At 41.9% G+C, this 15,774-nt stretch carries 13 protein-coding genes and 1 pseudogene; 3 read left to right on the top strand and 11 right to left on the bottom strand.

Annotated features, from left to right (window positions below; translation table 11 throughout):
- The first annotated feature begins 274 nt into the window (after positions 1-274).
- Complete coding sequence (locus V7K48_RS10720; RefSeq protein WP_335072195.1) at positions 275-640, top strand: hypothetical protein; 366 nt, start codon at positions 275-277, stop codon at positions 638-640.
- A gap of 87 nt (positions 641-727) precedes the next feature.
- Here the strand turns inward: V7K48_RS10720 and V7K48_RS10715 are convergent, their stop codons facing one another.
- From V7K48_RS10715 to V7K48_RS10700, 4 genes are all read right to left on the bottom strand, one after another.
- The gene (locus tag V7K48_RS10715; RefSeq protein WP_335072193.1) at positions 728-1,732 is read right to left on the bottom strand and encodes a transaldolase; all 1,005 of its coding nucleotides are present in this window, start codon (positions 1,730-1,732) and stop codon (positions 728-730) included.
- Between the two features lie 152 nt (positions 1,733-1,884).
- Entirely contained in the window at positions 1,885-3,315 is a 1,431-nt protein-coding gene (pyk, locus tag V7K48_RS10710; protein WP_335072322.1) for a pyruvate kinase, read from the bottom strand.
- A 359-nt stretch (positions 3,316-3,674) separates the two neighbouring features.
- On the bottom strand, positions 3,675-4,718 hold the full coding sequence (gap, locus tag V7K48_RS10705; protein WP_335072191.1) for a type I glyceraldehyde-3-phosphate dehydrogenase: 1,044 nt from the start codon (positions 4,716-4,718) through the stop codon (positions 3,675-3,677).
- A gap of 354 nt (positions 4,719-5,072) precedes the next feature.
- Positions 5,073-6,116, bottom strand: coding sequence for a DUF2891 domain-containing protein (locus V7K48_RS10700; RefSeq protein WP_335072189.1), 1,044 nt, complete (start codon positions 6,114-6,116; stop codon positions 5,073-5,075).
- Between the two features lie 1,167 nt (positions 6,117-7,283).
- On the opposite strand from V7K48_RS10700, the gene V7K48_RS10695 reads away from it, so the two are divergent.
- Positions 7,284-7,928 (top strand): hypothetical protein, encoded by a 645-nt coding sequence (locus tag V7K48_RS10695; protein WP_335072187.1) that lies wholly within the window; start codon positions 7,284-7,286, stop codon positions 7,926-7,928.
- A 29-nt stretch (positions 7,929-7,957) separates the two neighbouring features.
- Here the strand turns inward: V7K48_RS10695 and V7K48_RS10690 are convergent, their stop codons facing one another.
- Positions 7,958-8,941, bottom strand: a complete 984-nt coding sequence (locus tag V7K48_RS10690; protein WP_335072185.1) for a CHAD domain-containing protein — start codon at positions 8,939-8,941, stop codon at positions 7,958-7,960.
- A gap of 398 nt (positions 8,942-9,339) precedes the next feature.
- Here V7K48_RS10690 and V7K48_RS10685 point away from each other — a divergent pair.
- Positions 9,340-9,611, top strand: a pseudogene (locus V7K48_RS10685) (DUF3616 domain-containing protein); the annotation flags it as partial.
- Between the two features lie 7 nt (positions 9,612-9,618).
- On the opposite strand, the gene V7K48_RS10680 reads toward V7K48_RS10685, so the two are convergent.
- The 6 genes from V7K48_RS10680 to V7K48_RS10655 form a co-directional block, all read right to left on the bottom strand.
- The gene (locus V7K48_RS10680; protein ID WP_334968663.1) at positions 9,619-10,023 is read right to left on the bottom strand and encodes an NIL domain-containing protein; all 405 of its coding nucleotides are present in this window, start codon (positions 10,021-10,023) and stop codon (positions 9,619-9,621) included.
- A 229-nt stretch (positions 10,024-10,252) separates the two neighbouring features.
- On the bottom strand, positions 10,253-10,753 hold the full coding sequence (locus V7K48_RS10675) for a hypothetical protein (RefSeq protein ID WP_335072183.1): 501 nt from the start codon (positions 10,751-10,753) through the stop codon (positions 10,253-10,255).
- 605 nt (positions 10,754-11,358) lie between these two features.
- On the bottom strand, positions 11,359-11,757 hold the full coding sequence (locus V7K48_RS10670; protein WP_335072181.1) for a CVNH domain-containing protein: 399 nt from the start codon (positions 11,755-11,757) through the stop codon (positions 11,359-11,361).
- Positions 11,758-12,042: 285 nt separating this feature from the next.
- Positions 12,043-12,750 (bottom strand): actin-binding WH2 domain-containing protein, encoded by a 708-nt coding sequence (locus V7K48_RS10665; protein ID WP_335072179.1) that lies wholly within the window; start codon positions 12,748-12,750, stop codon positions 12,043-12,045.
- A 42-nt stretch (positions 12,751-12,792) separates the two neighbouring features.
- Positions 12,793-13,497 (bottom strand): actin-binding WH2 domain-containing protein, encoded by a 705-nt coding sequence (locus V7K48_RS10660; RefSeq protein WP_335072177.1) that lies wholly within the window; start codon positions 13,495-13,497, stop codon positions 12,793-12,795.
- A gap of 23 nt (positions 13,498-13,520) precedes the next feature.
- Positions 13,521-15,068: an FAD-binding oxidoreductase gene (locus V7K48_RS10655; RefSeq protein WP_335072175.1), complete on the bottom strand. Its 1,548-nt coding sequence runs from the start codon at positions 15,066-15,068 to the stop codon at positions 13,521-13,523.
- Between the last annotated feature and the right edge of the window lie 706 nt (positions 15,069-15,774).

Genomic DNA, 15,774 nt, shown 5'->3' with positions numbered 1-15,774 from the left:
TTATTCGCAGAGCATTTCCAAGAGTTGGAGTCCGCTTCATTCGCAATTGACGAGTAACAATTTTGGTAAATTTGCTTGCATTGAGATGCTCTCTTTTGCTAGACACTAACTATTTATATACATAGTTTGTTTTAATTTACAATTATCCATAAGACTGAAATGGTAATACAAAATTTCATACCTAATTAAGTTTAAAAAAAAGTTATGAGCGATAATTCTTGGACTTTAAGGTGTTTAATAAAGTTATTACCAAAAGTCTAGTAGAAGCAAAAACATGAAAGGTTTCAGGAAGTTATCCTCAATAGCATTATTGCTATGTGCCTTTGTGTATCCGCCCTCATTAGCTGAAGCGAAGGATATTTCTTTAAGTAATGCTCGCAATGAACAGAGCGCTGCACCAGAGGCTAACCTAGTTGGAAATAAAACTGGAGAGCTTTTAATCGCTCGACGGTGGTCAAGACGACACGAAAATTTCCGACGACGGCAGATTATCCGACAACGATACCCTTTTGGACAATACGAAAATATCCGACGACGGGAGCATTTCCGAGGGTATGAAATTATCCGACCACGGGAGCATTTCCGAGGATACGAAAATTACCAACGACGAGAGCATTTCCGAGGATACCCACGGTATTGATGACTGCTGATGCAACTAAGCCAATTGTTAATGGTTAGTGGTTATTAGAATAACCACTAACCATTAAATAATAACTATCGTTACATTCTAATGAGTTGCTACTACCTCTCCTTCAAGGCGAACCAGTCGGTCTGCCAAAAGTTTCTCAAGGTCTTCTAGTGCCTTGGTGAAACCTTTGATCCCCTCGTCTAGTTTGTCAGTTGCCATGCGGTCAGCGGCGTGTAATTTGTCATAGGTAGCTTTGTCAATGGATATCTTTTCAATTTCCAAGTTTGCTACCTTGGCGGGGTCAAGTTTGCGTGGCAGTTCTCCAATGGTTGCCTGTAATTCACCTAAAAGTGACGGTGAAATTGTCAATAAATCACTACCTGCAAGTTCAGTAATTTCACCAAGGTTACGGAAACTAGCTCCCATAACTTCAGTTTTATAGCCGAATTTCTTGTAGTAGTTGTAGATTTTGGTGACAGACAAAACTCCTGGATCTTCGGCTGCTGGGTAGCTATCCCGTCCGGTATCTTTTTTGTGCCAGTCGAGAATCCGACCGACGAAGGGAGAAATTAAGGTGACTCCAGCATCTGCACAGGCGATCGCTTGGTGAAGACCAAACAACAAGGTAAGGTTACAGTGAATACCTTCTTTTTGGAGGATTTCCGCAGCCCGAATCCCTTCCCAGGTGCTGGCAATTTTAATGAGCACGCGATCGCGGCCAACTCCAGCAGCTTTATACTGAGCAATTAATTCCCGTGCTTTAGTTAGGGTAGCTTCGGTATCGTAGGACAGGCGAGCATCCACTTCCGTAGACACGCGACCAGGAATAATTTGTAAAATCTTTAATCCAAAGGCAACTGCCAGACGGTCAAAAGCTAGAGAAACTATCTGTGTTTGGGTAGCTTTGGCTCCAGCATCTTTCTTGGCCTGGAGTAAAGTTTGATCGACAATTTCCTGATATTCCGGCATCTGCGCCGCAGCAGTGATCAGAGAAGGATTGGTGGTAGCGTCTTGGGGTTTGAACTTTTCAATTGCCTGGATATCCCCCGTATCCGCAACCACGACAGTCATTTTCCGCAATTGTTCCAGTAAACTCTTAGACATAAAATGCTCCGTGATGAATGTTACAGGATTTACTTTATTCCCCAGTTCTTTACACTCTCTACTATTCCTTCAATTCTGATTTTGGCAATTTTTCGGAATTACATTGCCCACGTTTGCTTACTATCCACAGCCACAGCCCTATTCTAAGCGCCTTATGCTGAAATTGGCTGTCCAATGGAATGCACTTTGATTAAACTAGTTGTTCCTGATTTACCAATTGGAACCCCAGAGGTAATTACCACCTTATCGCCCTTATTTGCTAGACCCATGCCTACAACTGTATTCACCACATTGGTAAACATCTCTTCAGCATTGTAGACTGGTGGGATGAGCAAAGCTTCCACACCCCAAGAAAGTGCTAACTGGCGATAAGCAGTGATATCAGAGGTTAAGGCAATAATCGGAGAAGTTGGCCGATATTTAGACACCATTCTCGCCGTACTTCCGGAGGTCGTGTTACAGAGAATTGCCCGTGAGCCTGTTTCATAGGCGATGCGACACACTGATTCTGCTACCGATTCGGTAACGCTGAGACTGCCTGCTTCATGACACCAGGCATGTTTGCTACCCTCATCTAGAGCCTGTTCTGTCCGCACGGCGATATTGTGCATCATCTGGACAGCAGCAATGGGATATTGTCCGACGGCAGTTTCACCAGAAAGCATTACTGCATCCGTACCATCTAAGATGGAGTTGGCAACATCGGTTGCCTCAGCGCGGGTGGGGTCAGGGGCGCTAATCATTGACTCTAACATTTGGGTGGCTGTAATCACCGGCTTGCCAACACGATTGCAACGGCGAATAATATCTTTTTGAATTAGGGGTACTTCATGAATTGGCACTTCGACTCCTAAATCGCCACGGGCAATCATAATCGCGTCGGCAACTTTCAGAATGGAGTCAAAGTTTTCTACTGCCTCTGCTCTTTCGATTTTGGCAATTAAACGGATGGAAGCCCCAGCGGCTTCAATCATTCGCTTGGCGGGTTCTAAGTCTTGTGGCGATCGCACAAAGGACACCGCTACCCAGTCTACACCCAACTGAATCCCAAAGCGCAGATCCAGCAAGTCTTTTTCGGTGATCGAACTGACAGGTAAAGGAGTTTCTGGCAGGTTTACTCCTTTGTGCGTAGAAATTAACCCGCCAATTTTCACCTGGGCGCGAATGCGATCGGCATCGCGATCAGTAACAATCAACTTGACGCGACCATCATTAATCAAAATCGGTTCGCCTGGTCGCACCATTGCAAACAAAGTCGGCAATGGTAGGGGTAATTCGTCGATACTCTCACCTTTTTGTTGCAAAACAAAGGTGACTTCACTACCAGCTTCTAAATTTAACCCTTCCTGTGGTAAGATTCCTAAGCGAATCTTGGGGCCACACAGGTCTTGCATGATTGCGATCGGCTTTTGCTGCTCAGTACTAATTTGTCTGAGATACTGAGCCGTTTGGGCGTGGAATTCATAGGCTCCGTGGGAAAAATTCAGCCGCGCCATATTCATTCCAGCTTCTACTAAGGCTTGCAGCCTTTCAAGTGCAGATGAAGCAGGCCCAACAGTACAAATGATCTTGGTTCGACGCATAGGGATTGGGAGTTGAGGAATAACCTGCAAATTTGGATGGTTTGAGCGATCGCCCAAATCATCCAAATTCACACGTGCTTCATATCACTGGTTTGCTAAATAAAGATACTAGTACAGCAAGGCGGAAGTCAAAAGTCAAAAGAATTGTATTCCGGGCTTTTGCGCCATTTAAAATGGTATGTTTATTTACGCTGCGTTGTACTAGATTGCGTTTTGTTTTAGGGGTATTTACCATTTGACCCAAATCCCAAAAATCAAAGGTCAAGGGGAGCCAGTCGCATGGGCAAGTCTCCCGATTTGTGCGAACTGGCGCTCAAAAGTCAAAAGTTAATCACCAATGACCAATGACAAATGACCAATCAAACCACAGCCGCTGTCGGTGCGAGTTTTTCCTTCTGTGACATAGACAACATCAGGTCAATCACACGATTCGAGTAACCCCACTCGTTGTCATACCAAGCAATTACCTTGAAGAAGTTGGAGTTCAACTCAATCCCAGCACCTGCGTCAAAGATACTGGAATGGGTATCGCCTTGAAAATCTGTGGAAACTACTTCTTCATCTGTATAGCCCAAAATACCCGACAGTGAACCGGTAGCGGCCTCCTTCATGGCAGCACAGATTTCCCGATAACTGGTGGCTTTGGCAGTTTTGAAAGTTAAATCAACTACAGAGACATCGGGAGTCGGAACTCGTAATGCCATACCAGTCAACCTACCTTTCAATTCTGGTAAAACCAGTGCTACGGCTTTAGCTGCACCTGTGGAGGAGGGAATAATATTCTGGCTTGCACCTCGACCACCGCGCCAGTCCTTCTTGCTGGGGCCATCTACAGTTGGCTGGGTGGCAGTCATGGCATGGACTGTGGTCATCAATCCTTCAGTCAACTCAAAGTTGTCATTGATCACCTTAGCTATCGGAGCTAAACAGTTGGTAGTGCAGCTAGCATTGGAGACAATTATATCCTTGCTGGGGTCAAATAGGTGATGATTGACACCCATTAACAAGGTAGGAACTCGATCTGGATCTTTGGTGGGAGCGGAAATTACCACTCGCTTTGCACCTGCCTTCAGGTGGTTTGCGGCTCCTTCGTAGTCAGTGAAGAGTCCCGTAGATTCCACGACATAATCTGCACCTAATTTTCCCCAAGGCAACTCTGCTGGATTCCTCACAGACACACAAGGAATGAAGTGCCCGTCAATCAGGATGCCATCTTCCTTGGCTTCAATCTTGTGCTTTAATTTACCGTGGGTTGAGTCGTACTTTAACAGATAAGCGAGGTTATCTGGTGGTACTAGGTCGTTAATCCCCACAAACTCAATGTTGGGGTTATCGATGCCAGCACGAAGCAGAAGTCGCCCGATTCGACCGAAGCCATTGATACCAACTTTCAATTTAGTCAAGATTAAACCTCCCGTTGTGGAAATTTGAACAAAAGGAGAAAGTTAAAAGTCAAAATAGATTGCCTTTTACTCTTTACTTTCTGATCCTGACAGTCTCAGTCAGCTAAGGGATATTTACTTGGCATCTTTTAAGGTTTGGGGCATAGGAGATTAGGGATTGGGAAAATCCCCCTTTAATCTACTACTTATGTGTTTAAGCTAATTGTTCGAGTTTTTACAAAGTCTGATGCATTGTTAAGCTGTTGGACAAAAACCAAAGCATATATTGACCGCTCGTGTCGCCCACCCCACAAGAAATGGACAATTTCAGATTACGCAAACTAGATGTGGTTTAGCTTAGATGGCGTAGACTGTTCAAATAATTTGCCCTTGCAACCCACGATTCGTTAGGAGGTAAACAGCAAAAGTTCCTAGCCAGTGACTAGCTGCATAATGTTCAATTACAACATCTGCTAGTCCATTCTGACGATGGTGAACAGCAACAGAGCGAAGTGTTTCTATGCGGCGATCGCTATTTGCTAATCCAGAAATGATACCATCAAGCATCCAAGCGCGACTGAGATTAAGACCCCAGAAGTGGGATTGCATATAATCTTGAGGATTATCTACTATATTCGGTTGTAACCAATTTGCACAATTTTCAATTGGTATTTGGGGAAGAAAATCGGTGAGCCAGTCAGTGAAAGCTGTTGTTGGGAGGACTCGCCGCATCAAGTCTGCTTCAGCAAGTCCAGGAGAGAGAAAATCGTAGCCAAGCGGCTCGAATTGTAAGGAGTAGTTGCGATCATTGAGATAGAATTGCCGTGCTTTGTTCTCCACTAACTGAGTGAAATCAGTATTTTCGGTAATCCGTGCCCAATCTAGCATCAAACCAAGAGCAAAAGCTGTTTGGCTATGCATCCCTGTGCGATTTGGGATTTTCAGTGCCTCAATCCAGCGCTGTAAGTTACCTGCAATCAAATTTTCGAGCGGTTCTAATACAATCCGCCATTCTTTGGCTTGAGGATGATTCCACTCGTGAAGTTCCGCAGCTAGTTGCAGAAGCCATGCCACGCCATAAGGAAATTCATAAAAGGGTAGCCGTTGGAAATGGGCAATCTCTCCTTGAATCTTCTCAGGTGTTAAGCTCTGCTCAAGTGCTTGCTTTGAAGCTGCATTGAAAGAGGCTTCAGGAAAGTGACGCACCAAACGTACCAGCAACCAGTGACCATGTACGGCTGAATGCCAATCTAAGCAGCCATAAAAAGCAGGAGTTAATTTACGCGGTGGTTTTATATCCTCGTCGCTATCAGCCCAATACAGATTACTGTTGGGATACTCCCGCCCGATGCAATTCAGCACTAATTGAGCAAATTGTGCCGCGATCGTTTCATTTATCTCCAAATTATCGGCTAGCATTGTCACTTAGTACAGTTTTATGTAAAAGTGTAGCCTTTTTAATGCAGGGGAACGCATTAACAATGCATCGCGATGCATTGGCATTGTAAGGGGACGCATTAACATTGTATCGGGATGCATTGGCATTGTAAGGAGATCCATTAACAATGCGGCCGACGCATTAATATTGTATCAGGATGCATTGGCATTGTAGGGAAACGCATTAACAATGCAGCCGATACATTGGTATTGCAAGTTATTACCAGATTTAATTTGCTACAAATTAATCAAATGCTGTACTTAGAAAAGTGGATTTAATAAAGTGCAAAACTTTTAATTCCATAGTCTGCATTCGATGGAAGGCATAACGCACTGCAACAGATTAAGATGCTGCGTTATGCGATCGCTAATACTGTTAGGACTAGCCCTTTCAAGGTGGATGGAAATCTTAGTCCATAAATTCTTCTTTAACCTCTGATCTCTGTGTCGCGCCAGTTGCTACCCTGCGGGGAGACGCTGCGTATAGCTTGCTTCTCCGTAGGAGTACAAGTCTCTTAACCGCAGACGCTTACAGGCTTGCTACCGCTGCGCTATCGCCCTTGGCGTCTCCCCTTCTCCCAAAGGGAGAGGCTAACGCCAAGGGAGAAGGGCAGACTGGCTTCTCTGCGGACTCTGTGGTAGCCTGCGGCAAGCCGCTTCTCTACGTTCGCGCAGCGTGTCGCAGACAGACGCTCCGCGTAGCTTGCTTCTCGGTAGGAGTATGCGTCTACGATTTTCCGTTGCTTGTGCGTAAGTTCTATATAGATAAGGAAACAAACCCCCAACTCTTGGAGAGGCTGACGCCAACGTGCAGCGTCTCCAAGAGTTGAACGCAAAGGACACAAAGGGAAGAAATAAGAAAGAGATATATTATTTTTACTAATGATTTAGGACTGCTATATTACCTTTAATTTTTGTAAATTATCGTTTCCAGGTTCTAAAAAGGAAATGCATTTTCATGGCGGCTCTGTTGTGAATTGGGGAGGTGGAGCCTCAAAATAGGCATTCCCAGCCGGAGACTGGGAGCGAGGTAAGAAATTAAATATTTTTCTGATACAAGGTTGCATAAACCTATAACTGCAAACCTATTGATTGAGTGAAGGGATTCAATCCTAAAAAACACTACTCACATCAAAGGGAAAAACGGTGATGAAAACGCAAATGTTCTTGAGCCTTGCCTGTTCTATGTCTGTGTTAGGTTCCATCATACTACCAGCGATCGCCCAACCAATAACGACTCAGCCACTTCAGCCAACTCAAGCAGTCAATCAAGAGATTAACATTCCTCAAGATACAGCGATTATTGTCTCATTTCCAGCGTCTGTGACCGTAGATGTCGGGCAAAAAAAGGATTATCCCCTCACACTTCCTTTAGCTAGCGCTATTAAAGATAATCAGGGTAATGTTGTAGCCCCGGAAAATACTCCTGTAACTATTACCCTCAAACCCACTGATGGAGGCGCTAAAATTGTAGCGCAATCATTGGTTGTCAACGGTCGAATTGTCTCAATTAAAGCATCAAGTCAGATGATTCCTGGCACTACCATTACCCATATCCGAGCTAATGATAAAGCGATCGAGAATGGCTCTGTTTGGGGCAGGATTGGTGGAAGTACCTTGGGCTTTTTCAACCAAGGTGATCCCGAACAGTTTGACAGAGGCGCAATGCTAGGAAGCGCTGTTGGACTAATTTCAGGTTTGCGCTCTGCCGAAAATACCCGTATTGTCCAGATTCCTCAGAGCAGTGTTTATGTTTTGTCGCTAGAGGCTCCTATTCAATTATCTGCTCGTTAGTCCAATCCTTGCCCAACAAAAAGAAACTTTTAATTTATTACTCCTGAAAGCGGGTGCAATACTGTTAAATGAAAACTATGTCTAGTTTCAGTTTTCAGATACCGTTCTTGCAGAGGTTGCCATTGCTGCCACGACTGGTAACGATTTTTAGTTAACAAAGTAGCAAGAGTGGGTAACTCAGTCTGAATTTCTGACTTGAAGACATCTGAAAGCCAGTCAGTTAAGACCGCACTATCTTGCATCGTACCCAAAATTTCTTGGATACTTTTCACTTCTGTAAGACAAGCTTCATAAGACTCGCCATACAAATCAGTAAATAACTCCATCTGGTAGCGTATACGTTTAGCTTCTTTTCGCAAACTATGAAGAACTTCACCTTCTGTTGTCAATTGTTTTTCTATCTTTTCTGGTTTCCAGTTTTTATGAATTTTCACTTCTGATTCCACAAATTGGGTGCCAACTAGCCAACCCGGATGCAGTAAAAAACTACTTACTTCTGGTAAAAGTAAATCTGGTAGCACTTGTTGAATGGGAATAGATGCTAAAGGTTGATAACTGGGTTTATCTAACCACTTATCTAATGCATCTTTTAGAGACTTATACGATTCATCCTTTAACGTTTTTTGCACACTCGATTGTACATCTTCACGTTGTTTCGCCAAAGCTGTGAAAGCTGTTTGCAGAGATTCCTGCTCTTTGCATGGTAAGTTTGGTTTGTAATTGTTTTCCAAACTTTCTTTGAGTACGTCTAAATCTCGGAGACTACCAAGACGACGGGCTATTTTACCGATATTTTTATCGCTGACTGGTTTTGGCACATCCACTGCAAGCCCAAACCGACTTACCGCTGTCCGTAGGCGACGCATTCCCACTCGCATTTGGTGTAGCGCTTCTGGATCTTCATCTTTCTTCACTGATTTTTCCCACTTCAAGGTTTTCTTAAAGTGTTTTTCAATCGCTTGGTAGGCATAGTCCCCCAAAGTTTTTACCGTGGGTTGTGTGGCTAATTTCATAATTGATCTTAATTACTACCTCATGAGGTTATTGCATAATAACATTAGTTAAAAACTTGTATCTACTTTTGATATTTTTTTATGCAATGAGGATTGTAAAGTATGTTTATGACTATTGATAGTTGCATACTCTTCGATAAATCTGCAATATCTATCAAAGGTCTAAGTAGCAGATTCCCCCTGGCGATTTGATATCAGCTATATTTTTTAGATAATTTTTTACGGAGATATAACTTGACATCATAATAGCATGATTAACATTTTTGTAACTATTAACATGATTTATAATGAAAAACTCACATTTGCTCAGTCAAGTTTCTTTGACTTTTGTAGATAATTTTAAAGAACATAGAGAAGACTTATCAGCAGTGCGGCTAACACATCAGAAGTATTTATAGTTGGGGTCAGATGAAACCTCAACTATTGAACGTCTCTCTTTGGTTGATACTGATAAATTTACAGACCATGAACAATTTTGGGTAGCAGAATTTATCAATTTACCTGCACCTAAAGACCAAAAAATTGATATAGAAGGACTTGCTTACACTGATTATTACTTATGGTTTGTTGGTTCTCACAGCTACAAACGTAAAAACCCAAACCCGAAAATACAGATGTAAAAAATTTTAAAAGGCTAGCAAAAATTGAATCAGAACCCAACCCTTACCTCTGTAATCTTAAATGTTAGTAGAGATTGCCTGTACAGGACAGCTGGGGATACACTGTTCGCAGACGATACAGCGCGATCGCGTGAATGTCAACTTGTATGTCTCTGGGTGGAGGGTGAGGGCTTCGGTAGGGCAAACCCCAGTACACAAACCACAGTGGACACACACATCCTCGTCGATCGCAATTTCGCCTAATGTATAAGAAACGCTAACATGGCGCGATCGCATCCACTCGATCGCTGCATCTAGTTGATCGATATCTCCCGATAGTTCTACTACCAGTTTGCCAATTTGATTTGGAGCAACTTGGGCACGGATAATATTGGCAGCGACGTTGAACTCTTTGGCCAGTACATAAGTGACTGGCATTTGCACGGCGCGTTTCGGGAAGGTGAGTGTTACTCGTTTTTTCATAGGTTTAGCAGAGGGTTTTTTCTGTTGTAGCGTATTGGGAGTTTTATAACTCCAAAGATCATTACTTAGTTAGAAGATGCAATGCAGTGTCATAAGGAAGCACAGCTAGCTGTGCTACCCTACTCTATAGTTTAATTACTTAAAAAAATTTTGGTTTACTGAGATTAAAACACCAGTAGTGGTTAGTAAATAAAAATTAACAAACAGCATCCAATGCTACTAATACCCCTTACTTGTTTTTCCATTGCTCACGAGGTGGTAAGGCGTCATGGTTAGATTGAAATGCACCTGCTGGAGCATAAATATCACTACTCAAAGCCTCTCCTGTCTCAGCGTCAATAATCGTTGTGATGGTAGCACGATCAAAGTGACCGGCGCGGGGAATTGTAAAATCTGTCAATTCCGTAATCAATTCATACACTAATCGATTGCTGGATATCACTGGATTTTGGGACTCTACACCAACCACTTTTTTACCGGTGGCTAGATGTTCGCCAAAATGCACAAGTTTGATAGATTTAATCACAGCTTTTTTATTAACCCTGGCAAGAATTTTAGCTTGTGGAATCAATTTTTCGGCAGTCAATGTACTGTTATCTCTCAACCTAATAGTAGTTGGTTTAGGAGTAGTTACATGTTTAACTAGTTGTCTGGATGGTACGGGTTGAGCTAGTGTGTATCCCACAGGAATCAAAAGTGCTAAAAAACTGCCAATTACAAATTTATTCATGAAACCACATTGTAATCAATAAACTGCAATTATTAGTTGTGGGTAAAGGTTGCGCTGTTGTTCACCTCATCAAAAGGCTGTCAACTTGATGCCATGCCGTTGTAAGTGTTATGGGCTTTTAGAGAAAGCATTATGTCTCTAGACACTGGATGACTTATTTTTGTTCCTAGTGCAAAAAGCCAATACACTCGCGAGCTATTATTCTCCACAGTTGTGATTCTTTTTTTGTGAAGAATTAACAACTGTTTGATTTTAAAATATTACCTTTAGTAAACTCGAATTGTATTCCCTCTTTGGGTTCAGCAGTCGCTCAAGGAGAGCCAGTTCCTTCCTGACAAAAGAAGGAACTGGCTCCCCTTGGCGCTAGCCTCTCCCAAAGGGAGAAAACCGCGCTGCCTCACCATGTACATGTATTGACGATAAGTCTAAATGTGAGTCGTTTAAATACTCTGGTTTTAATACATGTCTTATACAGTTGATCGCCCTGTCGGAACTCGATCGGCAACGCTCCACTCAACTGTAGTGTCAGACGAAAGTCAGGTATTTCGTACTCAGAAGTTCGCTGATTTCGCGATCGCCGTTTTGGAGGTCGGTTTTACTTCGACTCAGGGACTGCTGGTATACTTCAGAGCACCCTCAACATTTTCAATTCCTTGCAAGACTGTTGAAGTCCACTGAAGTGTGCTATCTCTTGTTTTACAAGCAGCTTTTAAATAGTTTCCTCTGATGCGGATATGCTGGCAACTGAACTGATAATTGCTAGATTTACTAGGGTCAGTCACTTTTAAAGTGCCGTTAATATTTTCAATCCCCTGTAATTCTATTGAAGTTTTCTTGAACGAACCATTGCTTTGGCTACAATAAGCTGAGCGAATGTTGCCATAAACTGAGATGTGGTTACAGCTTTTCTGATAACTGCTAGGTCTAGCATTAGCAGGGCTATTAATCCCAACTAAAGTAGATGTTGCTAAAAGAGCAATTACACTAAATAAATTTCGCTTCATGATTTTGCTTTTCTATGCTGACAAAATCTTCTACATCTTCAAATAAGCTGATTTCGGATGCAATCCCATAATTTTCTAACTCTAGATGGGGTAAATTCACGCCCCAACACTGTTAGCAAAAGTGTTACAAGTCATCAGAGAAATTTTTTACCCTAGTTAACGCTCTCTAGTAAATGCAGTACTACCACAGTCACTCGTGATATCTTCTATTAATGCCACTCCCAGTTTTCACGCATAAATGTCAAAAATATCACTAACACCAAGGGTATTGGTATCAATCTTAGATTAGTGCAAACCTAAAATTTCAGAAATTGCCGCTACAATATCAAGATAAAAGTTGCCTTTCACCGCCCGAAACAATTCAAATTTCGAGTCAGGGGCACCAAAAAACGGTCTGAGAAACCATCCTAACTGCATACCAACAAAGGCATAAAGCAATAACCAGGATCTTAAAATAGTGGTGCGGGTTTTTTTACCAACTTCATCTTGTTGAGAAAGTAATTGCATTCCTTCATACAGGAATTTAACGCCAAAAATGCCTGTAATCCCAAAAATTAACACATTCAACAGTTTAAAAAATTGATAAGAATCGGGTGTAGTGATCAGAAAAAATAGCGTAACTGGTGCTAAGCTGAATAAAAGCACACTAATCACTGATACAGATGTGAGTAACACAACAAAATGCTGTTGAATACTGCTCCGGGAACCAAACAAAACATTAAAAAAGAATAAAGTCGGGAAACAAATAATCAGTGTTAATAAATAAAATGCTGGAAGTTTAATAGCACCAGATAATGCCTGTGCCCAACTGTTAGATGCACCAATAATTGCACCATAGATGGCAAAGAAAATAGAACTAGTTACAAACAGAGAACTGATTTTATTTTGTAATCGGATTCCCTGACGAATTTCTTCTAAGAATGATTGGCGATCGCGGAGTAAATTAACCAAAACCCCAAATTGTTGAATTCCGCGATTTGGCTTTTTCAGCATAAATTTATATCTTTTATATTTTGTTAAATTACTAATAACTCATTAATGGATTCCCAAAAGATAGCTAATAGCTTGAATTACACTCAAATAGAAATTACCTTCTCTTTCGCGGAATAGTTCAAAGGCAGAACCAGGTGTGCCAAAAAACGGTCTGAGAGTCCATCCTAACTGACTACCTACAAAAGCGTAAAGAAATAGCCAAAATTGTAAAATTTTCTGGCGTGTCTTGCTACCTTCATTATCTTGTTCTAAAACTAAACTCGTGGCGTGATATAAAGACGAAACACCAATAAATCCAGTTATGGCAAAGATAAAGACATTTAACAGAATTAAAAATTGGTAATTATTGGTGGTAATCAAGAAAAACAGTGTGATTGGAGCAAAGCTAAATAAAAGTACGCTTGTAACTGAAACAGCAGTTAAAACTAATGCTAAATGCTGTGCAAAAGTTCGCTTTGAACCAAAAATAATATTAGCAAAGTACAACGTCGGGATACAAATCAGGAGTGTGATTAAATAAAGGGCTGGGAGTTTAATGGCGGAAGACAAGGCTTGCATCCAACTATGGTATGCACCAATGATTCCGCCATAAGCAGCGATAAATAAGGAACTACAAACCAGCAGAGAAATAATTTTATTTGGTAATCTTGTACTTTGGCGAACTTCCTCTAGAAATCCTTGGCGATCGCGCAGAAAACCAATCAACACCGCAAAGTATTTTATCCCTAAAGATTTCCGTTCAATCATATTATTTTCACACAGGTAAAATTCTAAGTTTCATCTGAGTAATCAGCGCCAGAACCATACTTCCAGGCATCAATTAAACGATGCCAATAAAATTGTTGTTCATTTGGTTGATTCTTAATCCATGTTTCTAGCATTGGACTCAACCAAAACAAGGCAGTATATACACCTAAGTTTCCGTAATGCACCATCCAATCTAACAAACTTCCTAAACCTACTTGGGGAATTATCTTGGCAACTAATCCTGGATGGGATAAACCAGTTTTTAACAGTGTTTGTGTTAATGCTGAAAACTGCACTATATCCTGTAAAAATGGTTTTAGCACTGGTGTACCCAACTGTTGCATTTCCTGAAATACCACTGCGAGGAGTTGGTTTATTTGATCTGGAGCAATTTTCTGATTTACACCAACACTCATCGCCCTTTGAAACAACCAGGTGACAGTCAGACTTGGCTGATAGGGTTGCAGCAGTGCTAAGGCTTTTGCAGATAATTGTTCAGTTTCCAGCGCTTCGTAAATGCCAAATGTTAAACGCTTCAGGTGACGTACCATTGCCCCAAAACCACCAAAACTCAAAGGAGATTGACTACCACTGCTATCTCCGGCTGGTAGGATGCGACTCCAAGGAGTTTTTAGCGGACTTTGGCGATAGGTGGGAAAGAAACCAAATAGCGCCCGCTGAAATTTCAGCTTGCTCAATTCCACTCCCTGATATTCTGGTAAAAGACGCAGATATTCCTCAAATAGAGCTTCTAAACTCAAACGTTGAGGATGTGCATCCATGTAGGTGAACAAGTAAGTGGTTCTGCCATCCCTGGCTGGGAATGCTTCCCAGAAGTACTGGCATTGATTCTGCAAAGATGTGAATGATAATAATAAATCGCCTGAGTTATTTTCTGGAAAACCTTGGGTGCAACTTCCTACCACCAAGCACAGGGCATCTGGTTTTTTTCCTTGGCGTGCTTGTTGGGTGATGGGTGAAAAATGTCCCATCGCGTCGATTAACAACCGAGTTTTGAATTGGTTATTTACCATCACCCCATCTGGATGAACCACCGCTTCGGTAAAGGGTGTGTTTTCTAACAACTTTCCACCAGCGGTGAGAAATCGGGTTTTCAAAGTAGCTAGTAGATAAACTGGATCTACACCAATATTCAAAACATCCTCCACCCAAACTTCTGTACCGCCATCAAAACTAACTCGCGCTGGGTTATATTGAGTGGCGATCGCACTTGCTAATTCCTCCTCTGTTAACAAGTTCAATTCCACAAACACATCTAATTCTTTGCGAGAAATATTCCACTCTTGTTCCCTCCCCTGCAAAATTCCCCTTTCCATTAACGCCACCCGTAGCCTCTTCACCGCCAAGGCGCAACCAATTAAAATGCCTAAAGTACCACCGCAGATAACTACATCGAAGTCTACAACGCCTAAAGGCTGTTGACTTTCTTTAACTAACATTGGGATAGGTGCAGAGTTTTCTCGCACAGATGTGAGGATGCGATCGCTTTGGCGCAAACCTCCTAAAACATTGCCGGGTAATTGGGAAAGAATTTCTTCAGTTAAAGACATTTTGGAAAAACTCAACTCTACATTCCAAAACTACCTGATAATGAAGAAAGTAGATACAATATTATTTATGGAGAGCTACGAGCGTGGTCAACAATAATAATTAAATACTACCATTACCCCCAGAGGTTGACAAAGAATAGTTAGAAGGCGTTGTGCAGGTGTTAGCAAACGTAACTAAGCTCCCTGTTGAAGTGGTTAAGCCACATTTAGATGCATTGATTGAGCAGTTGATAAAATCAAAACAGGAGCAACCATTTTACAAAACTGCAACGGATCTTGAGTGGATAACAGCTTTTTGGGAATGGGCAGAGAGCCATAGGCGAGATACGCCCCTACTATCAAGAGTCTGCTTTAAGTCGGGCAGGAATATACGACGATCAGGAGTCCGAAGATATTTAAGTGACTTATCTTGTCGATACCAACTTTTTGCTACTAAGTATAAATAATCACAAAAAAGGGTCGGAAATTAAGCTGCGATCGCTAAGTCTATTTGGGCCGTAGAATTGGAATCTGGAATTTGGCACTTTGCGATACTTTCAAAGTTGACTTTTCATTCCAACCAAAAGGATGTGCTTTTGTATTCCATTCAGAAATAAAAGCTTGAAAACGTTCACTTACAGCAGTTTGCGATCAAAAAAACCACAAAAATAACTATCGAATAGGCTCAAAAAATAGACCACAATGATTAAACCAATTTAGAGCGTTT

The organism is Nostoc sp. (genome assembly GCF_036919615.1).
Classification (GTDB): domain Bacteria; phylum Cyanobacteriota; class Cyanobacteriia; order Cyanobacteriales; family Nostocaceae; genus Nostoc.
This window is presented reverse-complemented; position numbering and strand designations above follow the sequence as displayed.

What these genes read in the sequence shown, in the direction of transcription:
- V7K48_RS10720 (WP_335072195.1), top strand. Translation starts at nt 275, where the DNA reads ATGAAAGGTTTCAGGAAGTTATCCTCAATAGCATTATTGCTATGTGCC.
- V7K48_RS10715 (WP_335072193.1), bottom strand. Translation starts at nt 1,732, where the DNA reads ATGTCTAAGAGTTTACTGGAACAATTGCGGAAAATGACTGTCGTGGTT.
- pyk (WP_335072322.1), bottom strand. Translation starts at nt 3,315, where the DNA reads ATGCGTCGAACCAAGATCATTTGTACTGTTGGGCCTGCTTCATCTGCA.
- V7K48_RS10700 (WP_335072189.1), bottom strand. Translation starts at nt 6,116, where the DNA reads ATGCTAGCCGATAATTTGGAGATAAATGAAACGATCGCGGCACAATTT.
- V7K48_RS10695 (WP_335072187.1), top strand. Translation starts at nt 7,284, where the DNA reads ATGAAAACGCAAATGTTCTTGAGCCTTGCCTGTTCTATGTCTGTGTTA.
- V7K48_RS10690 (WP_335072185.1), bottom strand. Translation starts at nt 8,941, where the DNA reads ATGAAATTAGCCACACAACCCACGGTAAAAACTTTGGGGGACTATGCC.
- V7K48_RS10680 (WP_334968663.1), bottom strand. Translation starts at nt 10,023, where the DNA reads ATGAAAAAACGAGTAACACTCACCTTCCCGAAACGCGCCGTGCAAATG.
- V7K48_RS10675 (WP_335072183.1), bottom strand. Translation starts at nt 10,753, where the DNA reads ATGAATAAATTTGTAATTGGCAGTTTTTTAGCACTTTTGATTCCTGTG.
- V7K48_RS10670 (WP_335072181.1), bottom strand. Translation starts at nt 11,757, where the DNA reads ATGAAGCGAAATTTATTTAGTGTAATTGCTCTTTTAGCAACATCTACT.
- V7K48_RS10665 (WP_335072179.1), bottom strand. Translation starts at nt 12,750, where the DNA reads ATGCTGAAAAAGCCAAATCGCGGAATTCAACAATTTGGGGTTTTGGTT.
- V7K48_RS10660 (WP_335072177.1), bottom strand. Translation starts at nt 13,497, where the DNA reads ATGATTGAACGGAAATCTTTAGGGATAAAATACTTTGCGGTGTTGATT.
- V7K48_RS10655 (WP_335072175.1), bottom strand. Translation starts at nt 15,068, where the DNA reads ATGTCTTTAACTGAAGAAATTCTTTCCCAATTACCCGGCAATGTTTTA.